Annotated in this window: 14 protein-coding genes and 2 rRNA genes; 6 read left to right on the forward strand and 10 right to left on the reverse strand. The window is 59.9% G+C overall.

What is annotated here, in order from left to right:
- Window positions 1-18: 18 nt before the first annotated feature.
- On the reverse strand, window positions 19-840 hold the full coding sequence (locus tag FFS30_RS07260; protein ID WP_137912389.1) for a class I SAM-dependent methyltransferase: 822 nt from the start codon (window positions 838-840) through the stop codon (window positions 19-21).
- A gap of 190 nt (window positions 841-1,030) precedes the next feature.
- Here FFS30_RS07260 and FFS30_RS07265 point away from each other — a divergent pair, with 190 nt between their 5' ends.
- The 6 genes from FFS30_RS07265 to FFS30_RS07290 all read left to right on the forward strand — a co-directional run bounded on the left by FFS30_RS07265 (window position 1,031) and on the right by FFS30_RS07290 (window position 10,712).
- Complete coding sequence (locus FFS30_RS07265) at window positions 1,031-1,903, forward strand: LysR family transcriptional regulator (protein ID WP_137912390.1); 873 nt, start codon at window positions 1,031-1,033, stop codon at window positions 1,901-1,903.
- Between the two features lie 165 nt (window positions 1,904-2,068).
- Window positions 2,069-3,187 (forward strand): efflux RND transporter periplasmic adaptor subunit, encoded by a 1,119-nt coding sequence (locus tag FFS30_RS07270; protein ID WP_137912391.1) that lies wholly within the window; start codon window positions 2,069-2,071, stop codon window positions 3,185-3,187.
- A 10-nt stretch (window positions 3,188-3,197) separates the two neighbouring features.
- Window positions 3,198-6,377, forward strand: a complete 3,180-nt coding sequence (locus tag FFS30_RS07275; protein ID WP_137912392.1) for an efflux RND transporter permease subunit — start codon at window positions 3,198-3,200, stop codon at window positions 6,375-6,377.
- A gap of 147 nt (window positions 6,378-6,524) precedes the next feature.
- Complete coding sequence (locus FFS30_RS07280; protein WP_249352232.1) at window positions 6,525-7,094, forward strand: sigma-70 family RNA polymerase sigma factor; 570 nt, start codon at window positions 6,525-6,527, stop codon at window positions 7,092-7,094.
- Complete coding sequence (locus FFS30_RS07285) at window positions 7,091-8,104, forward strand: FecR domain-containing protein (RefSeq protein WP_171014463.1); 1,014 nt, start codon at window positions 7,091-7,093, stop codon at window positions 8,102-8,104. The genes FFS30_RS07280 and FFS30_RS07285 overlap by 4 nt, the downstream gene beginning before the upstream one ends.
- A gap of 280 nt (window positions 8,105-8,384) precedes the next feature.
- A complete protein-coding gene (locus FFS30_RS07290; protein WP_171014464.1) occupies window positions 8,385-10,712 on the forward strand; it encodes a TonB-dependent receptor in 2,328 nt (775 codons plus the stop codon).
- 44 nt (window positions 10,713-10,756) lie between these two features.
- Here FFS30_RS07290 and FFS30_RS23785 read toward each other — a convergent pair whose 3' ends face one another.
- The 9 genes from FFS30_RS23785 to FFS30_RS07330 all read right to left on the reverse strand — a co-directional run bounded on the left by FFS30_RS23785 (window position 10,757) and on the right by FFS30_RS07330 (window position 24,826).
- Window positions 10,757-10,927 (reverse strand): hypothetical protein, encoded by a 171-nt coding sequence (locus tag FFS30_RS23785; RefSeq protein WP_171014465.1) that lies wholly within the window; start codon window positions 10,925-10,927, stop codon window positions 10,757-10,759.
- A gap of 6 nt (window positions 10,928-10,933) precedes the next feature.
- The gene (locus tag FFS30_RS07295; RefSeq protein ID WP_137912395.1) at window positions 10,934-11,239 is read right to left on the reverse strand and encodes a YciI family protein; all 306 of its coding nucleotides are present in this window, start codon (window positions 11,237-11,239) and stop codon (window positions 10,934-10,936) included.
- Window positions 11,240-11,499: 260 nt separating this feature from the next.
- Window positions 11,500-11,922 (reverse strand): hypothetical protein, encoded by a 423-nt coding sequence (locus FFS30_RS07300; RefSeq protein ID WP_137912396.1) that lies wholly within the window; start codon window positions 11,920-11,922, stop codon window positions 11,500-11,502.
- A gap of 63 nt (window positions 11,923-11,985) precedes the next feature.
- Window positions 11,986-12,177 carry a hypothetical protein gene (locus FFS30_RS07305; protein ID WP_137912397.1) on the reverse strand — a complete coding sequence of 64 codons (192 nt, stop codon included), beginning with the start codon at window positions 12,175-12,177 and terminating at the stop codon, window positions 11,986-11,988.
- A 367-nt stretch (window positions 12,178-12,544) separates the two neighbouring features.
- Window positions 12,545-13,054 (reverse strand): HIT family protein, encoded by a 510-nt coding sequence (locus tag FFS30_RS07310; protein WP_171014466.1) that lies wholly within the window; start codon window positions 13,052-13,054, stop codon window positions 12,545-12,547.
- Window positions 13,055-14,103: 1,049 nt separating this feature from the next.
- A complete protein-coding gene (locus FFS30_RS24410) occupies window positions 14,104-16,695 on the reverse strand; it encodes a PKD domain-containing protein (RefSeq protein WP_283235197.1) in 2,592 nt (863 codons plus the stop codon).
- A gap of 478 nt (window positions 16,696-17,173) precedes the next feature.
- The gene (locus FFS30_RS07320) at window positions 17,174-20,668 is read right to left on the reverse strand and encodes a S8 family serine peptidase (RefSeq protein WP_137912399.1); all 3,495 of its coding nucleotides are present in this window, start codon (window positions 20,666-20,668) and stop codon (window positions 17,174-17,176) included.
- Window positions 20,669-21,673: 1,005 nt separating this feature from the next.
- Window positions 21,674-21,788: ribosomal RNA gene (gene rrf, locus FFS30_RS07325) — 5S ribosomal RNA — on the reverse strand.
- A gap of 158 nt (window positions 21,789-21,946) precedes the next feature.
- A 23S ribosomal RNA gene (locus tag FFS30_RS07330) occupies window positions 21,947-24,826 on the reverse strand.
- Window positions 24,827-24,927: the final 101 nt, after the last annotated feature.

Here is a 24,927-nt window from a genome sequence, read left to right on the forward strand (position 1 = left end):
CTGCGGCGTCGAAACAAATCAGGGATTTCTTTGATCCGTGTGCTTGTTCTGCAAAAATGTATACATTTTCGGTTTGCGGAATTTCAGCACGAACTTGTCCGTGTGCCCTTTGATTTCCGGCGCGAAGATCAGCTTGCTGTGATCGTCCTGCGCATCGGCGAGTACCTCGCTGCGCCCTTCCAGAACGAATCCAACTGCCTTTGCTTGCGCAATGACGGTTTCCGCTTCGATGCGATGCAGGGTCTTCGCATCGGCGCCACCCGAGCCCGCTTTGGCGGCGTGGTCGATGACGATAAAGACTCCACCGGGCTTGAGCGCCTTGAACGCAGCGGCGTCGAATCGCGCCGCCTCTTCTGTGCCGCTGACGCCCGCGACGGCGAACGGCCCGACCTCGCCGTAGACATCGTGGTAGTTCTGCGAGGTCCAGACCATGTCGAGCGGCATGTCGGCGCCAAGGTCGTCGTAAGGCTGGATGAGCAGGGATACGTTTCGATAATCGGCAGAGGCCGTGATCTCTTTGATCGGATCGACGCGCTTGGCCCCGCTCGCTGCCAGACTCTGCGGGATCACCGCGAACACATGTCCCTTCGGCCCGACGACGCGCGCGAACAGCCGCGTGAAGTAACCGCCGCCCGGAATGAAGTCGGCGACTTTGTCGCCCGGTTTGATCCCGGCGAAAGCGAGCAATTCGGCCGGCTTGCGCGCGTTGTCGACCTGCGTATCGGCCAAGGGGCGCGCGCTGTCGGCGACAGCTGCGGCGATGAAAGCGGGAGGCGACGATGCGGCATTGGCCAGCATCGATGCGTTGAGAAGAATGAGACTGACTAGTGCGCGTTTCATGGAGGAGGCTTTCTAAAGAGTGACGTTGTTGTTGAGCGGAGATGCACCACGCCTGCTGCGTCGCTGCGCGATTCGTCCGACGCCGCGCGCGCGACAGATGAATTTGCCGACGCTGGACGCAGACAAAGCCTAGTCGCTATGATCTATTTGCTGAACCAGTTGACCAACATTTCAGTAATTGAAAATCGATATGGCCAGCTCCAACTCCGCCAAACCGCTCGACCTCAGCGCCGTCAGGGCTTTTGTCCTTACTGCGGATCTGCAGAGCTTCACGCGCGCCGCGGAGGCGCTCGACAGCACGCAGTCGGCAGTCAGTCTCAAACTGCGCCAGTTGGAAACCCAACTTGGCCGCCGCCTGCTCGAACGCACGCCGCGACACGTGCGCCTGTCGGCCGAAGGCGCGGCTTTTCTCGACGCCGCGCGCAATCTCATCGGCGCGCACGAGCAGGCGGTGGCCGCGTTCGACGCAACGCGCCGACGCCTCGTCGTCGGCGTCAGCCATCTCATCGTCGGCAGCGAATTGCCCGCCTTGCTCAAGCGCATGAACGAGCACGATCCGAATCTGCAGATCGAATTCCGCGTGGCCGGCTCGAAGGACGTGCTGGAGGCGTACGAAGACGACACTCTCGACGCGGCACTTATCGTCGAGCCACCGACCAAGCGGCGAAAAGGCGAAGTGCTGTTCTCCGAGCAGTTCGCCTGGATCGCCGCGGCGAACTGGCGGCCGCGCGTCGGCGAATCGCTGCCGATCGCGACGCAAGGCGAAAGCTGCGCCATCCGCAATTCCGCAGTGCGTGCACTCGATCAGGCCGGCATCGCATGGAGCGAGGTTTTCATCGGCCGCGGCGCCGCCGTCGTCGGTGCCGCGGCGTCGGCCGGTCTGGCAATCGCGGTGATTGCGGGCCGCTCGGCACCGAGCGGGACCATCGATATCGGCGACGAGCTGAAATTGCCGTCCCTGCCGAAGTACGAAGTGGTGCTCTACACGGCGCTTCACGATCAGCGTTCGCGCGTCGCCCTGCGCACGCTCGCCTCTGCGTTCAAGAGTCTGGCAAAGCACTAAATGTATCCGCGGTGCTACCGCGCCTCGTAGACGCTACGCGTCCATGCACGGCCGAATCATTGAAACCGCCAATGATTGAAATATCGAATCGCGTCTGTCGCGATCGATTGCTCGATTCCATCATGACGGCCAAGGCATCGATCCGATGCGCACCTTCCTTTCTGCATGCGTTCGAGAAAAATCCTCTGGGCTGCCGCTGCACTCTGTGCCGCGGCGTTGGCCGCGCGCCAGTTCAATAGCGGCCCCGCCACAGCCGTCGCGGCAGCGAACACGGCGACCGTTGGCGTGCCGGTCAAGGTCGTCAGCGCGACACGCGGCGACGTCGACATCACGTTGAAAGTCGTCGCACACGCCGAAGCCTGGTCGAGTGTGATGGTGCGCGCGCGCGTGTCCGGGCAAATCGATTCGCTCGCATTCACCCCAGGCGCGAAGATTCGCAAAGGCGATGTTCTCGCGCAGATCGACGCGCGGCCGTTTCGCGCCCAGCTCGATCAGACGCGCGGCAGCGTCGCCAGTGCGCGCGCCCAACTCGGCAAGGCGGAGACGGATTTGCAGCGGTATTCGGCCGTGCTCGCCAAAGGCTTCGTATCGAAGGCCGACTACGACAGCTACAAGGCCAACGTCGATCTCGCGCGCGCAGCGGTGCAGACGCAGCAGGCCGCTTTGGAACTCGCGCAGTTGCAGCTCGACTACACGCGCATCGTCGCGCCGTTCGACGGCGTGGTCGGCGCGCCACTGATTTTTCCGGGCGCACAAGTCGCCGCGAGCGCAACCGACATCGTCAGCTTGAACGAGATCAAGCCGATTCACATCGTCTTCCATATTCCCGAAGGCAGCCTCGACGCGCTGCTCGAATTGCGCATGCATGGCCCCGTCGAAATCACCGCGCGCCTGCCGGACAACCATGCTTCGCTGCAGGGTGTTCTCGATTTCATCGACAACAGCGTCGATCGCACGACCGGGACGATCGCGCTCAAAGGCCGCTTCGACAACGACGATGCCGCGCTCGTCCCCGGTCAGTTCGTCGAAGCGAGTGTGCCGACGCAACACCTCAAGGATGCGATCAGCGTGCCGGCGGAGACTCTGCAGACGTCCGACAAGGGCGCATTCGTCTTCGTCGTCGATGCCGACGGCAAGGCACGCCAGCGCTTCGTCGAACCGGGCCCCAGCGCGGACGGACGCACCGTTATCACCAAAGGGCTTGCCGCGAGCGAACGCGTGGTCACCGACGGTCAGTTGTCGCTGACCGAAGGCAGCGTCGTGCGCATTGCCGGCAGCGGCTGAAGACATCGCCATGAACTTGCCCGAGATATGTATCCGGCGGCCGGTGATGGCGACGCTGATGATGGCGGTCGTGCTCGTCTGCGGCATCGGCGCGTATCCCAAACTCGCGGTCAACGAGTTGCCGAATGTCGATTTTCCGACGATCCGCATCAGCGCCGGTCTGCCCGGTGCTTCGCCCGAGACGATGGCCGCCACCGTCGCAACGCCGCTCGAAGCGCAGTTGTCCGGCATTGCCGGCATCGACTCGATGGTGTCGTCGAGTTCGCCCGGCACGACCGGCATCACGCTGACGTTCCGGCTCGATCGCAATATCGACGCCGCGGCGCAGGACGTGCAGGAAGCGATCTCCGCGGCGCAGCGCCAACTGCCGGCCGAGATGCCGACGCCGCCGACCTTGCGCAAGATCAATCCGGCCGACGCGCCCGTGCTGAATCTCGCGATGACTTCGACGACGCTGTCACCCGCGCAACTTGACGAATACGCAGAAACGCGCCTCGCGCGACAGTTGTCGACGATCGACGGCGTCGCCCAGGTCAAGGTATGGGGCTCGACCAAGTACGCCGTGCGCATCAGCCTCGATCCCGATCGGCTGGCCAAGGCCGGCGTCGGCATCGATCAGGTGCAAGGCGCCGTCGCCAAGGCCAACGTGAATCTGGCAACCGGCGCGCTCTATGGCGTGCGCCAGCAATTCCAGGTGCGCAGCGAAGGGCAGTTGCTCAGCGCTGCGCCGTACAACGACATCGTCGTCGCGTGGCGCAACGGGGCGCCGGTACGGCTCAGCGACGTCGGCAGCGCACGCGACGGCGTGCAGGATGATCAAATCGCCAGTTGGTACAACGGCGAGCGTTCGGTGCTGCTGTCGATCCAGCGCCAGCCCGGCTCGAACACGGTCGAGACCATCGACCGCATCAAGGCCGTGCTGCCCGCCTTCGTCGCCAGCCTGCCGCCGTCGGCGAAACTCTCGGTGCTTTACGATCGTTCGCAGACGATCCGCGCATCGGTCGAGGACGTGCAGTTCACCCTGATTCTCGCCGGCTTGCTGGTCGTACTGGTGATCTGGATTTTCCTCGGCAGCCTCTCGGCGACGCTGATCTCCGCGGCCGCGTTGCCTCTGTCAATCGCCGGCACGTTCGCCTGCATGTACTGGTTCGGCTACAGCCTCGACAATCTTTCGTTGCTCGCATTGACGCTGGCGGTCGGTTTCGTCGTCGACGATGCGATCGTGATGCTCGAGAACATCGTGCGTTACATCGAAAGCGGACTGACGCCGCTCGATGCAGCACTCAAGGGCGCAAAGGAAATCGGCTTCACGATCGCTTCGATGACGCTGTCGCTGCTCGCCGTATTCATCCCAGTGATGTTTATGCACGGCATCGTCGGCCGGCTGTTCCACGAGTTTGCGGTGACGATCAGCGTGGCGATCGCGATATCGGGACTCGTCGCGATCACCCTGACGCCGATGCTGTGCAGCCGTTTTCTCAAAGCGGGCACGCTCGAACGCCGGCCGCGGCCGCTGCTCGTATTCGAGCGCGGCTTCGCCTTCGCCCGCGATCACTATCTGCGCGGCTTGCGCTGGTGCATGCAGCGGCCCGGATGGGTGCTCGGCGCGTTCGCTTCGAGCCTGATCGCGACGGCCGCTCTGTTCTACAGTGTGTCGACGGATTTTATGCCGCCCGGCGATAGCGGCCGCCTGCAGGTGAATACCGAAGGCCCGCAGGACACCTCGTTCGGCGGCATGGTCGAGCGGCAGCGGCAGCTCGGCGAAATCGTCGTGGCCGATCCGAATATTGAGGCATATATGTCCTCGATCGAAGCGGGCGGCTCGACGATCAACGACGGCGAAATGGTGTTGAAGTTGAAGCCGCGCGCAGAACGCCAGCTCGGTCCTACGGAAATCGTCCAGGAGCTGCGCAAGAAGTTCGCGAACGTCGTCGGCATGCGCGCTTACGTGCAGAATCCGCCGTCGATTCAAATCGGTGGCCTGCGCTCGAAAGCGCAGTATCAATACACCTTGCGTTCGGTCGACCTCGCCTCGCTCTACGAATGGGCCGCGAAGGCGACGACCGCGTTCGCGGCGATTCCGGGCTTGCAGGACGTGACCAACGACCTGGCCTTGAACAGTCCGTCCGTCGTCGTCGCGGTCGATCGCGAGAAACTCGCGCCACTCGGGCTCTCGATGGCGCAGGTGCAGTCCGCGCTGGGTGCCGCGTTCAACCAGACGCAGGCCTCGACGATCTACGGCGCGGCAACCCAGTATTGGGTCGTGATGGAGGTCGCACGCGCATTGCAGAACGATGCGGACGTGCTGTCGAAACTCTACGTGACCGCGAGCGGCGGCAAACTCGTTCCACTCGACACGATCGCGCACTTCGAGCGCAAGCCGCAAGTGATGACGGTCAATCATCAGGGGCAGTTGCCCGCCGTCACGCTTTCATTCGGGCTCGCGCCCGGAGTCAGCCTGAGCGACGCGGTCGCAGGCATCGACAAGGCCGTCGCGAAGATCGGCATGCCCGCGCAAGTCACGGGCAGCCTGCAGGGCACGGCGCTCGCGTTTCAGGAATCGTTCCGCGGTTTCGGCTGGCTCTTGCTGCTCGCCGTGTTCGCGATCTACGTCGTGCTCGGCATCCTCTACGAAAGCTTCGTGCATCCGCTGACGATTCTTTCCGGCCTGCCGGCGGCCGCCGTGGGTGCGCTCGCCACGTTGATGCTCTGCCGGACCGCACTCGATCTGTTCGCCATGGTTGGCATCGTCATGTTGATCGGCATCGTCAAGAAGAACACGATCATGATGATCGACTGTGCGCTCGAATTGCAGCGCGGCCGTGGATTCGATCCGGCGGAGGCGATCTTCGAAGCCTGCGCCCTGCGCTTCCGCCCGATCATGATGACCACGATGGCCGCGTTCGCCGGCACCCTGCCGATCGCCTTCGGCATCGGTGCCGGTGCGGACACGCGCCGTCCGCTCGGCCTCGCCGTGGTCGGCGGCCTGCTCGTTTCGCAGGCGTTGACGCTTTATCTGACGCCGGTGATCTATCTCTTTCTCGACCGTTATTGCGCGAAGCCGGCGAACGGCGTGTCGGCGATGGAGAAAAAGCGGCAGCGGCCAGATGTGGTCGATCCTCAGCCAGATGCGGGATCAACGACTTTTCAACCTTATTCTGGTGGATTACTCGGCAAATTAAATATGTGATACCGTTCACAATCTAACAACCACCGCAACGCCGGACTGCACCGCCGGGGAGCGTTGGCGGACCGCGATTCCGCCTATTCGGCCGGCGTCTTTCCCATTCGTCTCTGCGAAACGTTTGTCATAGGCAGACCGACAGATACGTGCACCGTGATCGACCGCAATCCCACACCCCCTCTCGACCGTCTGCGCAGTTCGACCGAACGCAGCGAGCCCACGCACATCTCGCACGTGGCCAGGTTGTTTTCGGAACATAATCGCAGCCTGATCGCGTTCCTCTACAGCAAGTTGAATTCTCTTGCCGATGCGCAGGAGGTCGCTCAGGAAACTTACGTACGCTTGCTGCGCTTGGGCGAACCCGAGCGAATCAGCTTTCAGAAGGCGTTGCTGTTCCGCGTCGCGGCCAATCTTTGCGTCGACCGGATTCGCATGCGCCGCGTGCGCGAACAGGCGGAAGCGGAAGAAACGCTCGATCAATCGCAGGATCGGCGGCTTCCGGAGGATCCGGAAATGGGTTACGAAAAAATGCGCATCGTCCAGCGCGCCTTGGCCGAGCTTCCCGCGAAGACGAGCCGCGCGTTCGTTCTGCACGTGCTCGAAGGCAAGGACATTGCGAGCATTGCCAAGACCTTGAATCTGACCGCGCGCATGGTGCGTTATCACATCGCCAACGCCCTAGCCTATTGCCGCACGCGCGTCGAAGAGGGGAAAAAATCGTGAGCCTCCACGACGCAACCTCTCTTGGCGACAGCGTGCTGTTCCGCACCGCGGCCGAGTGGTGGGTACGCCTGCGCGAAATCGAAGACGATCCGGATACGCTCGCCCAATGGATCGCCTGGTGCGAAGCGGACGAACGCCACATCGCGGCCTTCGAGCAGGTCTCCGAATTCGCCGCGGAGATGGTCAATCTCGACGGCGCCGGACGCGAACGCCTGATCCGCAGGTTCGACGTCGGCATCGCGCGCCGCTGGCAGTATTTGGCCGCCGCCGCAGCGCTTGTCCTCGGCCTGGCCTTCGGCGCCTACGCCGGATGGAAACACTATTTCCCCGAGGCTCCGTGGCAGGTCTACGCGAGCGCGACCGCGGTCAATCGCGAGATCGATCTGGCCGATGGCTCGCACGTCGTCCTAGGCGGGGCTTCGCAGCTGCGCGTTCGTCTCAGCGCCGAGCGTCGCTCGATCGAGCTGCAATCGGGCGAAGCCTTTTTCCGTGTCGCCCACGACAGCCGGCGCGAATTCACCGTACGAACCGGCCGGATATCGATTCACGCCGTCGGCACCGCGTTCGACGTGCGTCACAGCGGAGAACGCGTGCAGCTTATTGTCGCCGAGGGCCGTGTCCGCCTTTCTAGCGACGACGGTTCGTGGGGCTTAGGTCCGTCCTCGCGGCCGGCGCTCTTCGTCGATGCCGGACAGAAGGTTGTCTTCGATCCTTCCGCGTCGCAACTCTCTTTCTCTTCGGCGACTGCCCAGCAGGCCACGTCCTGGCAGGAGGACCGCCTGGAATTCATCGACGAGCCGCTGGCGTCGGTCGTGGCGAACGTGAATCGCTACGCTTCTCCGCCGCTCGTCATCTCGACAGCCGAACTCAACACGCTGACGTTCACCGGCACGGTGTACACGAACTCGATCGACGGCTGGCTGTCGGCGCTGCCACAGGCCATCCCGGTGGAAATCGTTCGGAGTGCGGACAAAGTTACCCTCGTCAAAAGTGACCGCGCGAAGAGATAGAAGCAGCGTGCGCGACCGCAACGAAACGTCCGCGCGCAAGCCGGCTGCCGCAGCGAGCTGCTTTGCCGCCGATCGCCGGCATCGAGTCGACATGTGCGGCGCCAGGCCGCGCGCGCGCAGCAGGGCCGTCGCGCAAGCGATTTTCCGGCAATCCCTGCATTGCGTTCTCGCCGCGCTCGCGGTCGTCGCCGGCGTTCGATCCGCCTGCGCGGGGCCACAATCCGATTCGACCGGGCAGGTCGCTTTTGCCATCCCTGCACAGCCGCTGCCCACCGCACTCATGGCTTTCAGCAAGCAGGCGCATATCCAAGTGTTGACCGGCGGCGGCCTGTCGAAAGAAATACGCGCTCAAGAAGTGAAGGGAGCCATGGCACCTCGTGCCGCCCTGAGCCAATTGCTTCAGGGCACGCGTCTGACTTTTGTGTTCACCGACGAGCAGACCGTGGTCGTCAAACCGGCCGCGTCGCCACCTGCTGCGCAAGCCGCCCCAACGCACGGCGAGCCCGCGTCGACCGGACCGCCGCATACGCTGAAACAGATCGACGTCACCTCGTCCGTTATCGACCCGCTGGCGACACGGGCCAATCTGCCTTTGCGCCGCATTCCGCAGTCCATCTCGATTCTCGATCGCCAGCAGCTCGACGAACAAAACCTGACCAGTCTCGCCGATACGTTCGACTATGCAACGGGGACCGTGGCACTGCGCAGCAGTTTTCCTTTCGGCACGACGCTTTATTCGCGCGGATTTCCGGTCACCGCCTACCACGTCGACGGCAGCGCGCCGCTGAGTTGGGAGCGATACGGATTCGGCGCCGTCGATCCCGATCTCGCGGAATACGACCGCATCGAGATCCTTCGCGGCATCGACGCCCTGTTCGGCGGCGCGGGCAATCCGAGCGCATCGGTGGTGCTATGGCGCAAGCGCGCCTCCGGCGATTCGGCCGATTCGATCACGCAGTTGCTCGACGCGCGCGGCCGTATGCGCAGCGAAGTCGATGCCGGCGGTGCGCTGTCCTACGACCGCAGCCTGCGCGGCCGTGCCGTCGTCGCCTACGATGACCGGCCCGAGTTCTACGGCCCCGCATCGAGCCGGGGTACGTTGTTGTTCGGAACGATCGAATACGATCTCTCGCCCGCGACGACGCTGGATGCCGGCATGAGCTACCAACTGCGCCGCGCGCTTCCGATGTTCAGCGGCTTGCCGCGCTATACAGATGGCAGTGACGCTCATCTTCCCCATTCCGAGTTCTTCGGCGTGCCGTGGAACCGGACCGACTCCGAGAACGCAGAAGCCTTCGTGCAACTCGAACACAGGTTCAGCGACGGCTGGAAGTTCAATGTCGATCTCGCGCATTTCATTCAGAAAGCGACGAGCGCCGGCGTGCAGTACGGAGGCGCCATCGATCCCATTGCTGACGACTTCCAGATCGGTGCCTATCAACAGGCGTTCTCGCAGCGCGCGAGCCTGCGCCGCACGACCGCGGAAATTCAGCTGACGGGAAAATTCGAAGTCAGAGGCAGAACGATCGAAGCAATCGCCGGCATGGATTTCGAGCGCGAGCGATCCGACCTCGTGGAATACGTGACTCCGCCCTCGGCACCTTCACTCCCCATCGACGAGAACTACCGCCCGTCCCCCGCCGACTATGCGCGAACATCGACGCCGCTCAACCTGACCACGCAACAAGGCTTCTACACCGCACTCCGATTCAATTCGGCCGATGACCGGCTGCACCTGTCCGGCGGAATTCGTTGGAACCGCTATGTGGAAAAAGGACTGACCGTCTACAACGACGTGTTCGGCACCACCGACTATCCCGAAGCGCGTCGCGTCCAACACTTTCTCGGCGGGGTCTACGATCTTTCCCACAGCCTTTCGGTATACGGCAGTTTTGCCGAAACCTATGGCCCTCAATACAACGCACAGACGGCCGAGGGCGGATTGATCGGGCCTTCGCACGGCACCAACGCAGAGGTTGGCGTGAAAGGAGAATGGGCATCCGGAGCGATTACCGCTTCCCTCGGCGCCTTTGAAATTCATCAGTTCAATGTCGCCGAACTGCTGTTTTCAGACGTTGGCGGTGGCTTCTGCTGTTACCTCGCGCGCGACGGCAAAAGCACCGGTTTCGAAGCCGAATTGAAGGGCCGCATTTCCGAGCGCTGGAACGTGCGCATCGGCTACGCATTGCAAACCAGCGGATACGAGCAAACGCCTGCGACCGACGGCACAACGCTGAGCACGACACTCAATAGCCGCTTACCGCGCCAGAGACTGAATGCCTGGCTGACCTACCGGCCGCGCGAGCAAGTCGAGACGTGGGACTTGTCTCTGGGCTTACGCGCGCAAACGCATGTGGCTCAAACCGGCTTCAGTTGCCCATCCGCCTTCGCACTCTCTTCGTGCGGCAGTTTCCAGGTCGCCCAACAGACCTATGCCGTGGCCGATCTACGCTTCGGATATCAATTCAATGCGACCTGGTCGGCGTCCGTCGCCGTCACCAATCTTCTCGATCGTCGCTACTACCAAACGATCGGCCTTCCGCAGAACGGGAACTGGTACGGCGATCCGAGAAACGTCACGTTGTCGATACGCAAAATTTTGCACTGACGATCTTTGACGGGCCACCCGAAAGCACTCCACTTGCGGCCAAGTCAAAATTTCTCACTTTGCGTCTGCTTCGGCGAGAAGCTGACTTGCAGAGACTTGGATTTCCCGCGCTCAAGCAGCCACTCGCTGATCCGGTGCTGGTCCAACACCTGAATTAAGCCGAAGCGCGAAGCTAGTTGGGTTTGCATGAATTGTTTGGCCAGACGGCTCAGCAAACTCTACTAGGACTCCGGGTCATACATGATCTCGCGAACTTCCTGCGCGCAGCGGCATGCAGCGGCGATCCTGGCAGCCCAATCATGCGCCTCTTCACGCGAAGAAACTTCGATGATCGAAAACCCGCCGACAACTGCCTTTGCCTCCTGCGCAGGGCCGGCCGTGACGGCCCCGTCGATCGCAACAACGGTCGATTGTTGGCGTGCTATACCGCAGCCGAAAATCCAAACCCCCGCCGCCTTTGCCGCCCGAAGCACCTTATGTGCTGCCTCGCCCACCGCTGGAAAATCCTCCTCGGGAATATGGTCCATCGAGCCATCATCAAACGAAATCAGGTAGCGTTGAGTCGCAACTTTGGTATCGGTAGTGATAAGAGCCTCTTGTAAGCTGGATCAGGCCGCCAGCCACGGTGGCTAGCTTGGCTTGGTCCTACCTACTAGACGTGCAAGGGTGCACGGGATCGACATAGTGCAAATATGTCGCGTCCACGGGGCTAACGTTTGAGGTAAGCGACGGCGGCCATGATGAGCATCGGGATCAACCCGTCTCTGCAGTTCGCTTGAGCGAATAGTTAGCCTTCAATCTCGGGATGGTGAGGCGAAATGAAACGCTCAACAAATAGACCATGTTGATGCGCGAAATTAATTGACCTCGGGCATTCGCACGGAACGCCCAAGTACATATAGTAGTCGTAACCGATGTGCACAAACGCCTCAGTTGATTCGAGCCGACACCAGAACTTCTCTCTGAGCATTGCGCCAATGATCGCAGAAATTCTTTCATGCTTGATGAGATCACCCTCCTGCGGAACATCCTCGGCGCGCCCGTGGTTCTCGACGTCTCGCACTTCCAGGAATTGAATTTTTGCTTCCTCAAGAAAGTGCGCCACGGAATCTATGTATGCGCGCTCGACAGTCTGGTATGTCTCCGAGCTTAGCTGTTTGCCCGAGAAATAACGTCCAATGTCGGAGAAAGAGGTCCAGTCTTCGCGCAAGAATCTGCCTCGCTCGTCGCGGAGATCTGGATCGTATTTCGTGATTCGAAATTCGTACATCAATCAGATGAGAGCTAACGCTTGAGCAAAACGGCCGCCGCCGCGGTGCGTCGCAGTCCAGCGCAGACCGATATCGGCAGTCCGAATGGGCGGATAGTTATGCTGCATCATCTGAGGATCGAATTGCATGACCGAAGGCAAATGCTTCGATTGAAGCGTGCGTACCATCAAGATGAAGCAAGCGGCGACCTTCATCGACAAATTTGCCTAGAAGATCAAGGCCGAGCGAAATTGCCAAACACAACGAGTGCATGGAATCGGAGCCTACGATGTGGGCGAGGCGCGGATAGAGCGGCTCCAGTGATATAGGGCAGCACCACTCTTCGGCCTCAGATTGGGTGTTGCGATATGGAGCGCCCACTGCGAAGGTTATCGAGATGGTTGAGCCGTCCTGACATTGCCCTAAGACTTGCATGCTTGCAATCGGATCAGACATATCTCAATGCAGCAAACGCCTGAGTTAAGCCGTGTCGATAAGCGGCCCTGACTTGAACAAATTGTTGGATCGCCGCCGGCTGGTGCTTGTACCGAGCCCGTCATCCCTAGTGCCCGAGCCGGAATACTACTTCGGCAGATTCGAACGAATTAGGTTCACGGTTTCGGTAAGTTGCTTCGCAGAAACTTGAACGCGCTCTCGACGCTGTGCGTCCCCGCTTGGATCGTGCGAGGCACCCTTTTCGCGTCCGGCGCCATCGAATGTTGCGAGTTGAGGCGGCCCTATGCCCCAATCACTGCCCTTCTGCCGAGGCACGACGTGGAAATGGAAGTGCGGTGTTTCCTGTCCGCTGTAGACCCCATTGTTTTGGAACGTAAGTATTCCGAGGGGCTGATAAGTCTTGACGAGCGCCTCTGCGACTCTCTTGGCCGAGGCCATTATCGTCCCGCACTCTTGGTCGGAAAGATCGAGCAGCGTCGCAACATGCCGACGTGTGATCACGCAGCATTGGCCAGCTTCGAATTGCCACGGGTTGATCACCGTCAGTGTATGTTCGCTTTCGTCTATGACCTTCCACGTTTCTTCGCGAACTGCCACGCAAAGGTCGCACGGATCTCTTATGGGAAGTTCGATCATTCGCCCTCTCTGTTTAAGCTGGTTTGCCCTGAGCGGCTCAACGCTGGGATATGCGGCGGCCGGCTGCAAGAGCAGCAATTTTGGCGCAAGCGCCATTCCCGCGATCCGCTTGAGCGAATGGTTAAGCAGCACACACGAGCAGGGCAGACCAACGTTAAACGAGGCCAGCCCAGATAGCTGCGGCGAGTGCAGCGACTGCTAAGCAGAGCGTTGCCATAGCGTACCGGTAAGTACGAAAGCGAAAGAGCGCCAGCGCAGGCGCCGTACGAAATGAGGCCCGAAGTTGGTCTGGATTGATGCGCACGAATAGCAAGCCCATCCCGGCAATCAGTGCAAGCACCGCAAATAGAAGTAAGACAATACTTTGCGGTTGCATGTGCTACAGCCTGCGCGTGAGCTAAGCGGCCTCTGCCGCCGGGAGTCTCAGAATATCGCAACTCGTCACCACGGTCCGTTTGAGCGAACAGTTAGGTGCGCACTGATCGACCGGCTTTGACATAGTCGTGGTATTCGGCGCAGATAAGCGTTGAATTGACCCACCGCTCAGGACTTGCAGTGAACGCACTATGAGCAAACTGCAATGCCCCGTCAGCAGTGGCAAGTGTAGCCACAGGGCTCTCCGCGCCTTCACCGAACTCATATACGTCCACGAACCCGCCCCCGCCCCCGCCGATATCAGGCACCTCGAAGTGCCAGACCTCGAATCCTTGTGCGACGGGCCGTACCTCAAGCCAGGAGATGAGACGCTCGCCGTTGCGAACACTACCACCAAGGAATTGCTCGAGTGACTTGCCACGATGGAGCGTGGACTCTTGGAATGCAGGAATTACATATCGCATCCTGCGCACCTAGCATATGAGATAAGTGGTCGCTACCACAGTGAGCGTCAGATTACCGTGGCACGTCACAGCGGTCCACTTAACACGTACGTCAGACGAGACAGTCTGCAATTGTCCACACCGAAAATTCTTCCAACGCTTTCGTTCCAAACCACTCGAACCCACTCCCTCGGCCCTTGCTGACCGAGGGAGTGATCGAAAGCTTCGAGGCTAGTTGTAGCTGCCCGTCAGTGAGACGCCTGAGTAGGCCTGATAGGCGTTGAGCTTGATATGGTAGGTGCCTCCGGCCGATGGCGGTGTCAGCGTGCAGGTTTCATTGTTGCCCGCCTTATATGGCCTGCAGTCGTAACTCGACGTGGTCGGCGCCGCATTGAGCTTGACGTACAAATCTGCGTCGCCCGTTCCGCCCGCGATCTTGATGGTCACCGATTTCTTTCCTGCCGGAACCGTCAGCGTATAGTCCGCCGACAAGCCGCTCGTACCCGACAAACCGGTCGCCGCGACACCGTTCGTCAGCGCGTTGCCGCTGTTCGCGACCGTGACTGATTTGGTAGCGGAATTTTGTTTGCCGCTGCCGTTCTCGGTGACGGTCTCGGTCACGCTGTATGTGCCTGCCGCCGCATAGGTATGGCTTGGATTGGTCGTGGTCGACGTGGTGCCGTCGCCGAATGTCCATGAACGCGAAGCGATCGTTCCACCCGTGTCGGTCGACGTATCGGTGAATGCGACGGTCAGACCGTTCGTCGTGTAACTGAAGCTCGCCGAGGGTCCGCCGGCCGCGCCGCCGCTGACGGTCACCGATTTAGTCGTGAAGATCACCCGTTTATTGGTGGTGTTGGTGACCGTTTCGGTGACGTAGTAGGTGCCCGCTTTCGCATAAGTATGGCTCGGGCTGGTCGTGGCCGACGTAGTGCCGTCGCCGAAGGTCCACGTACGCGAACCGATCGTATCGCCCGACGCGGCCGTGGAAGCATCGGTGAAGGTTGCCGTCAAACCGTTGGCGGTCGAGGTGAAGCTTGCCGTCGGCGTATCCGCGCTACTCGGTGCGGCCACGGCGAGCAGGGTGACGTCGTCGAGCAGGAAGGTCGTCTTGAGCGAGGCGTTTTCCGCACCGGTGAATTTGATCGTCACCGTCTGGCCGATGTAGTCCTTGAGATCATGCGAGTACGGCGCGTAATCCGCATTTGCGTTCAAATTGGAATAGGTCGCCAATGTCCGCAGCAGGGTGCCCGCGTTGTCGTAGACGCCGACGGTCAGCGTATCGTTTTGATCGGTCGTCGTCGTCTCGGCCGTGGTGATGTGCAGGTAGTACTGCAGGGTTGCCGTGGTGACGTTCAAAGTGCTGATCGTCTTCGGTCCGGTGCGGGTCTTGGTCGTGTTGGCGATGCTGGCCGGAATCTTCACGCTCTGCGACAAGGTATCCGTGTAAGCCGCGCCGTAACCGTTGAGCTTGGCGAACCCCGTCGATGCAGTGCTCGTGTAGGCCTCCTGCACACCTGTCGAACCGGCACATCCGGCGGAACAGTCCGACGCACCGTTTGGATTCGTGCTCGTCGCCGTCCACGGCGACAATTGCGATTCGAAGCCCGGGTTGTCGAGCAACTGGCCGAGAGACTGGGTGAACTGGATATACGGCGAGTTTCCTCCGGCCGCAACGCAAGGAAACAGGATCAGATTATTGGTCTCTCCGGTAGACCCCTGGCCACCCAGGCACGTCGGCGCTGTGATACCGCCGCTGTTCACCTGCAGCTTCACGGTGATCGACGATCCGTTGTTGAACGCGGCTATCGAGCCGCCGGCATTGCCGACGACGTTGAATTCCGATTCGGTCCACGTATCTCCGATATCGAGCGTGCTGCCCTTTTGACTGACGGCTTTGGCTGTCGTGCCGTAGGTGAAGGTCACGGTGTCGTTGCCGCTGGTCGATGCCGACCCGGAAAGCTTGACCAAGGCGAGCTTTGTTCCGGGAACGTTGTCTGTAGCTACGGCCAAGCTGTTTTTGGCACAGCCGTAGTTGTTGTCGTCCGCAGCCTCCCAGCCTTTTGGACAACCTTTGTTGTTGTAATCCGAGGAAGAAAGAAAAATCCAATTTTGGATGAAGGCTTGGGCTCCATTGACTCCTGTGTTGAACGCAGGATCGGTGGTGCCATAATCGGTCGCGTAGACGAATTGCTCCCAGGTTTTACAGCCGACGGCATAGCCGAGCCCGGTACAAAAAGAATCCGCGGCCGTACCCGTATTGCTGTTGATTTGCAGGGTATAACCGGAATTGCCGGGTCCGAACTGGGAATTTATTATCTTGCCCGAAGCCATTGCCTCTGATGTAACACCGATCACCGCGGGAAAACTTCCCGTTGCCGACGAGGTTGCCGTCGACGTCACAGCCGCATAGTCGTCGCCGTTGCCGACGTAATTCGGCGTTGCTCCGCCGCTGGCCGCGGAGCCGTCAGTGGAGACGCTGGCCACGCCATTCGCATCGCCGGCCTCGGGATTCTTGAAGGGAATGCCCACGCGGCCAATTTTCGGAGGCGCCGATTTGTATGCGGGTGCGGGCAGACAAGCTTCGCGCTCCCAAACCAGATTGGGAAACGAGGCGTGGAAGCACCCTTCCTCCGTCGGCGGAAACGTTTTGAGATTCTCATGCCAGGCGTGCAGCGCTTGAGGCGTCGCCTGAGCGACGATCTCTCTGACCGCCTCGGCGGCGACGAGCGATTCGGAAGGAAATGCGCCGGCAATGCCGACACCGATCAGCGAGGCAATCTGCAAAGCAGATAAAAATCCATTCTTGCGCTTTAACCGCATACAGTTTCTCCAAGGAAGGAAGATCGACGGTTGATTTGCGTGGCGTTGAATCGGTCGAAACATCTTCGGCATCGAATTCGATGCAAATCCCTGAAACGCACAAGAAGGTCAAATCGGAAATTCAATTTTTGGTATGAATCTGCGCAAAATTTTTCCGTGCCGTAGTGCGGCCGGCGGGAATGACGTCAGAATTTTTTCTCTCCGATCGGAGAGAAAAATATCGAGAAAGGAAATTCCGGCGCGCAGCGTGCAATATGTGCCGCTGTCGTGAAGGCTCGATCTGTCCGATCGATGAGGCGAGCGCGACGACGCCTCCGCCGCGGATTTCCAGCGGCAGGTCCCAATATGTCCGATCGGTGTTTTTGTTCTAGCGCTGTCTTGGTGCCGGCGGGCTCGGCGCAAAACGATCACGCACGGCCCGCAAGGCGTTCGACGTCCGCGCCATCCATTGCGGCGCGGACGTTGAATCGAGCTTCGATCAGTTGCTCGCGTTGACCAGAACCGGGATCGTGGCTCTCGGAAGAACCAGTGGAAAGTCGTTCTGGTAACCGGTTCCCAAACAGACGAGTGCAGAGGCGGACGCCTGCGGCGCGAAGCCGGCCGAAGTCGCGGTGAACTTGACCTGCGCCGTGCTCGCCGACGGCGCGACGCCGCTGCCGGGAGCGATCGACAGCCACGCGGGCGGCGCCGAGCAGCCCGCCTGGGTGGTGATGGTGGCCGCAAGACCGTTCTGCTTCAGATCGCTCGGCACGCTCCAGGACGAACCGCTATTCGTCGTGTTGACTTGTACCGGCAGCGTCGCATCGCCCGCGTTGCTGGTGAACCAGTTCCACACGAAGGTGCATTTGCCGTTGCTGTTCGCGTTGCACGGCAGGTCGGGGTAGACGACGAGCCAGTAGTGTCCCTTCGGCAATACAGTGTTGAGCTTTGCCGCCGTGAGATTCAGGACGAACGAACTGCCGTAGGCGCCGCCCACGGTGACGCCCGCGCTCGCGGCCGTGGCATCGTATTTCCACACGGCATTGTCGTTGTTGTCCGGATTGCCCGCGGGAACACCCTGATTGTCGGCATAGATGCGCCAGTGCAGGCCGAGCGAGGAACCGAAGTCGGTCAGCTTCTGCGCACCGCTGTTGACGAATCCATCGACGCTGATTTGAGTCAGTGCGGTGCCGTCGGACGGGATCGTGAAGTCGTCCGCCATGTAGTAATTGCCGGAAGCCAACACGTGTGTGCTGTTGTATCCGCTCTGAATCAGCGCCGGCTGTTTCATCGCCGCAAACGCCACGGCACCGGCCGTCTGCGTGTTGAACAGCATCGTGCCGTCGCCCGGATTGGTCAGGTTGAGGTTCGCGCTGCCGCTCGGCTGGCCGTTCAACGAGATCGCAATCTTGTTCGTGGAAGCAAGCAGAGTCGGCGTCGGTACTGCGACGGCCAGCGGAATATGCAGCGTCGGTGACACATAAAACGCCTGCGGAAGATCCGCGGTTTGCGACAACTGCACTTCGCCGAAGTGATACTTCGTGTCGTCCGGCGTCAGGCTTTTCGTATTGACGGTGAAGGTCAGGCTCACCTCGCCACCGGCGGGAACCGAAAACTGGGCGGGGGTCACGCTGATCCGATTGCCCAGTTCGCCCGTCGCCCACGTCGTCCAGGTGCTGCTGCTCGACAGTGTGCTGTGGAACGTGCGGGTGAAACGGCATTGGACCGCACAACCGGCTTTCTGCAGGCTGGCCAGATTGAGCGTACTCGGATCGCCGCCTTTCGCCGGATTGGCGTTCTGCATGTTCTCCACGGTTTCATTCAAGACCAGGCCGGCGCGGCTGGCGACGTCCACCTGGACCCGGCCTGCGCCGCGCTTGAAGTAATCCGCGGGGACGACGGCCGAAAGATCGTTGGCATTGATCAGATTTGCCTCGCTCGCCGTCATCATCAAGGCGGACTTGACCTCCATCGGCGTCCAATCCGGATGCAGGCCCATTAGCAACGCGGCGGATCCGGTGATGTGCGGCGTCGCCATCGAGGTGCCGCTGTCAAAGCCGACGGTCTCGGGTGTCTGCGGACTCAATTCCTGCAGATAGGTTTTGCTCTTCGTATCCGTGTCGCGGACTTGATTGTTGAACGCCGCCAGCACGGCGACGCCCGGCGCGGCGATCTCGGGCTTGAGGACGTCGAACGACGCCGGCCCCCACAAGCTGAAGTTGGCGAGGACGTCCGGCACCTGCGGCGCGCGCGCGAGCAAGCTCAACGATACGGTGCCGCCGACAGAACCGGCGCCTTGGAGCAGCCTCGCCTGTACCGCACCTTGTTGCTGGCCGAGATAGAAAACAGGAATGGACGATCCCGCCGCATTCAAACCCGGATAGGCCTCGGGGCGGTTGTCGGCAATCACGGCGGCGATCGCACCTGCCGTCGCCGCGTTGACCGCCTTGACGGAAAAATTGCAGGTGCCGCGACTGAGCAGCGCCACGGCATTCTTGAATGTGTTGGCGGGGAACGGTGCGCATCCGTCGCTTCCCGTCGTATCCGCATTTTTAAAGGTCGGGCTCAATAGATACGGCGTGCTGTTTGGCAGTGCCGCGGTCAGCGGTGGCGTGCTGTCCATCAAGTACGCAGGTACGTTCTGCGTATTGGCTTCGTTGCCTGGTGGCGTGACCGGACTGGTAAGACTGAGAAAATTGGCCGGCGATCCGCCGGTGTCGGTGGTCGCGGCGACACCGAGCGTCCAGGGCTCCAGATGATTCGCCGAGCCTGGCACCGCGATGGGAATGGAATCGCCCGTATTGCCGGCCGCGGCGGCGACGAAGATTCCCGCCCCTTCGGCCGCGAGGAACGCCTGCGATACGGAATCATCCCAAGGCTGGCTGCCGCCGCCGATCGAGAAATTCAGTACATGAACCAGACCGTCCTTGATCGCCTGCTCGGCCGCGGCGGCCGAGGCATCATTACCGCAGCTCTTCGGATTTTCGCAGACGAAGAACACCATCAAGTTGGCGTGCGGAGCGATGCCGGAAATGTTGGTCGGGGACGTAAAGCCGTCCACTTGCGCGCTACGTGCGTTGCCTGCCGCAGTACTCGCGGTGTGGCTGCCATGTCCTTGATAGTCCTCCACCGAAAAGAAGGGAAGCTGCGTCGGATCGGTGGCGTGGATTTTGTCGTAGACGCCGATGACCTTGTCGTTGCATCCGCCGAGGCTGATGCCCGCGACGGCGCAGTCACCGAGGTACTTGCCGCTGCCGAGAGGATTGGTGATCGTATAGCCGCTCGCGTCGGTAGCCTGGAACGAAGGGCTGAGGCTGTTGTAGCCCGTGTCGATGTCGCCGACCACGACGCCGTCGCCTTTGAAGCCGGACGGCGTCTGCAAGGTGCCGAACAAATCCTGCAACGTCGGGAAGGTAAACGTGGCGTCGCCCGGCAGGGGCCGGCTCGACGCGGTCCACAGCCGATGCGCGCCGATGAACTTCGTCGAGACATCGTCGCTGACGGCTTCCTGCCGAACCGGTTCGACGCGCGCGACGCCGGGCAGTTTGGCGACCCTGGCCGCTTCCTCGCCCGTCATTTCGATGACGGAAGCGTTGAGCGCATAGGAGAACGTACGCACCACCTGGACGTTGCGCTGCAAGGTCTGTCGGATGTCGGCGAGGCGCCGGCTCTGCACGCTTTCGAGGCGGGAAACATAAGCTTGGGCTTCGCGGCTGTCGACATCGAGACGATGCCGACCACTCGTTTCCAATCGATACGGAATCGCGTCTATGGTCGTCGCGGTCGCCATACTCGCTGCCACAGTACTGTTCGCCTGGAGACTGGCCGAGCCGTTGGCGTTGCTTGAGGCCGAAGCCGAAGCGCGGTTGTATGCGGCGACCGAGGGCTCGGCATAGTGGACGAAGTAACGGCCCGTCGGGTTGAGATACGCCACCTTCGCGGCATTGTCATTCTGCGGATTTTGTGCAGCCGCGGAGCCGGAAATCAAACCCACAGCGAGCAGAGCTGCGGAAATCGATGCGCAAAGTGTACGTTGCCTAGCGACAGCAAATGTCACGTGTTTTCTCCTGTGCCCGACGGGCCTCGAAATGGAATCAATCCCTCATTGAACGCGATATGCGGCGAGTACTCGTTCGCCGGACCGAAGCACATTCGACAAACGCTCTGGTCGGTACGAACCTAAACGAAGCGCCGACGTTGCAGGCAACGTCCGCTTCGTCGCTTCCTTCCCCGCATCACGCTTCCCTCGAGGCGATAACGGCTCAGACTAGGAAAAGGGAAATCCGGTCCGTTTTAGCATTCGACTGGCACGTCGATCGAGCGTAAACGCCAGCCGGATGGCTTGCGGCGATCCGGGACCATTGGCGTAGGGGGCAGGTGACTTTTACTTAATCTCGGGTTTGCCCAGATCGGGCTCGACATTGCTCGCCGCTCTTTTCCGGCAAACCCGCGCTTTCATGTAGGCATCGAGAGAGCTCTCGCCAAATGCGGCACCGCGAAGCGGCGTGCCGAGCACGAAAACAAAGCTCGCGGAACGCGGATATCACAGCTTCGGCCTCTGAAAGATTTCGGGGCTGAGTTGATTCGGCTCAAGCGCGCGTGTGAGGAATTGGTCTCGGAGTAATAGATGCTCAGGGACGTGGTTTCGCGAGGGCTCTGAGCCGGACTCTGCGCGCAAAGCCGGGGCTGATGAGGCAAACCAATCGCTATCGGCGCACTCGGTTTACTAGTCGAGTTGCGCAGTACGCAGACCCCTGCGCTCCCATGACGGAGCTGAGTTCATCAGCGAGGTGTAGATTTCGATGCGCTACGCGCGCATCGGGCTGATTTACGTCCAATCAGGCGAAGCTCTGCAGACCGTCTGCCTTGAAAAATGACAAGACTTCGGACTGTATCTCCGGATAAGCAGTGGCTTTTCACCGGGAATCCGCTCCACAGAACCTGAAATACGAACAAAAGAAAACCCCCAGCCTTTCGGCTGGGGGTTCTTTTGTAAAGCCCCTGGCAGTGACCTACTCTCACATGGCTTAAGCCACACTACCATCGGCGCGGGTGCGTTTCACTTCCGTGTTCGGGATGGGAACGGGTGGGACCACACTGCTGTTTCCGCCAGGGAACCGTTGGGGTTTGCAAGCCAAATCCGATTACGGATCAGCGCAAACCCAGCATTGGGACTTGGGACGTAACTTGCGTCGAGCTCTCATCGAGCGACGTGTCTTGAGGATTGAGAGATTTACTTTTCAGTGAATAACTCAAAGCGACTTTGAGTTATATGATCAAGCCACACGGATCATTAGTATCAGTTAGCTCGGCATTACTGCGATACACACCTGACCTATCAACCACCTAGTCTTGATGGTTCCTTTAGGGAGCTTAAGCTCCGGGATGTCTCATCTTGAGGCGCGCTTCCCGCTTAGATGCTTTCAGCGGTTATCGCTTCCGTATATAGCTACCCGGCAGTGCCACTGGCGTGACAACCGGAACACCAGAGATACGTCCACTCCGGTCCTCTCGTACTAGGAGCAGCCCCTCTCAAACATCCAACGCCCATGGCAGATAGGGACCGAACTGTCTCACGACGTTCTGAACCCAGCTCGCGTACCACTTTAAATGGCGAACAGCCATACCCTTGGGACCGGCTACAGCCCCAGGATGTGATGAGCCGACATCGAGGTGCCAAACACTGCCGTCGATATGAACTCTTGGGCAGTATCAGCCTGTTATCCCCGGAGTACCTTTTATCCGTTGAGCGATGGCCCTTCCATACAGAACCACCGGATCACTAAGACCTACTTTCGTACCTGCTTGATCCGTCGATCTCGCAGTCAAGCACGCTTATGCCTTTACACACATTGCACGATGTCCGACCGTGCTGAGCGTACCTTCGTGCTCCTCCGTTACTCTTTGGGAGGAGACCGCCCCAGTCAAACTACCCACCATACACGGTCCCCGACCCGGATTACGGGCCTAGGTTAGAACGTCAAGCACTTCAGGGTGGTATTTCAAGGATGGCTCCATGCAAGCTAGCGCCTGCACTTCGTAGCCTCCCACCTATCCTACACAGAAGAACTCAACGTTCAGTGTAAAGCTATAGTAAAGGTTCACGGGGTCTTTCCGTCTTGCCACGGGAACGCTGCATCTTCACAGCGATTTCAATTTCACTGAGTCTCGGGTGGAGACAGCGCCGCTGTCGTTACGCCATTCGTGCAGGTCGGAACTTACCCGACAAGGAATTTCGCTACCTTAGGACCGTTATAGTTACGGCCGCCGTTTACTGGGGCTTCGATCAAGAGCTTCGCCTTGCGGCTGACCCCATCAATTAACCTTCCAGCACCGGGCAGGCGTCACACCCTATACGTCCACTTTCGTGTTTGCAGAGTGCTGTGTTTTTGATAAACAGTCGCAGCGGCCTGGTCACTGCGACCCAGGATCGCTCAGCTACGCATGTAGCCACGATCTTGGGTGCACCTTCTCCCGAAGTTACGGTGCTATGTTGCCTAGTTCCTTCACCCGAGTTCTCTCAAGCGCCTTGGGATTCTCACCCTGCCTACCTGTGTCGGATTACGGTACGGTCCTCGTGATCTGAAGCTTAGAAGTTTTTCCTGGAAGCGTGGTATCAGTGACTTCGTCCTAAAAGGACTCGTCTCGGTGCTCGGTGTAGAGACCTCCGGATTTGCCAAGAGATCACACCTACCGCCTTTCCCCGGGACAACCAACGCCCGGTACACCTAACCTTCTCCGTCACTCCATCGCAATCACGAGCGGTTCTGGAATATTAACCAGATTCCCATCGACTACGCGTTTCCGCCTCGCCTTAGGGACCGACTCACCCTGCGCCGATGAACGTTGCGCGAGGAAACCTTGGGCTTTCGGCGTGGGGGCTTTTCACCCCCATTATCGTTACTCATGTCAGCATTCGCGCTTCTGATACCTCCAGCAGACCTATCGATCCACCTTCGCAGGCGTACAGAACGCTCCTCTACCGCGCATAATCGAAGACTATGCACCCCGAGCTTCGGTACATCGCTTAGCCCCGTTAAATCTTCCGCGCAGACCGACTCGACCAGTGAGCTATTACGCTTTCTTTAAAGGGTGGCTGCTTCTAAGCCAACCTCCTGGCTGTTTATGCCTTTCCACATCGTTTTCCACTGAGCGATGATTTTGGGACCTTAGCTGCGGGTCTGGGTTGTTTCCCTTTTCACGACGGACGTTCGCACCCGCCGTGTGTCTCCCGTGTAGCACTTCTTGGTATTCGGAGTTTGCCATGGTTTGCTAAGTCGCGATGACCCGCTAGCCATAACAGTGCTCTACCCCCAAGAGTGTTCGCACGAGGCGCTACCTAAATAGCTTTCGAGGAGAACCAGCTATCTCCAGGTTCGGTTAGCTTTTCACTCCTAGCCACACCTCATCCCCTACTTTTGCAACAGGAGTGGGTTCGGGCCTCCAGTGCGTGTTACCGCACCTTCACCCTGGGCATGGCTAGATCACCTGGTTTCGGGTCTACTGCCTGCGACTATTCGCCCTATTCAGACTCGGTTTCCCTTCGCCTTCCCTATACGGTTAAGCTTGCCACAGACAAGTAAGTCGCTGACCCATTATACAAAAGGTACGCAGTCGCCCTTGCGGGCTTCCACTGCTTGTACATCTACGGTTTCAGGTTCTATTTCACTCCCCTCTCCGGGGTTCTTTTCGCCTTTCCCTCACGGTACTGGTTCGCTATCGGTCGGTCAGGAGTATTTAGCCTTGGAAGATGGTCCTCCCATGTTCAGACAGGGTTTCACGTGCCCCGCCTTACTCACTTTCATCGTATATGCCCTTTCGCCTACGGGGCTATCACCCGCTATGGCCGGACTTTCCAGACCGTTCGACTAAAACATATACGACTTTTGGGCTAATCCGCGTTCGCTCGTCGCTACTAGCGGAATCTCGGTTGATTTCTTTTCCTCCAGGTACTGAGATATTTCAGTTCCCTGGGTTCGCTTCCCAATCCTATATATTCAGATTGGGATACCTCTTGCGAGGTGGGTTTCCCCATTCGGACATCACGGGATCAATGCCTATTGCCGGCTCCCCCATGCTTTTCGCAGGCTGTCACGTCCTTCATCGCCTCTGACCGCCAAGGCATCCACCGTAGACGCTTATTCGCTTGATCATATAACCCAAAGTTGCCTTCGGATCGATCAACTTACTGATAAATCGCCTAATTGCCTCAACGACACATCTAATCTCGGTGAGAGATCAGACGCTTGTTAC

The organism is Rudaea sp. 3F27F6 (assembly GCF_005503555.1).
In the GTDB taxonomy this organism is placed as follows: Bacteria; Pseudomonadota; Gammaproteobacteria; order Xanthomonadales; family Rhodanobacteraceae; genus Rudaea.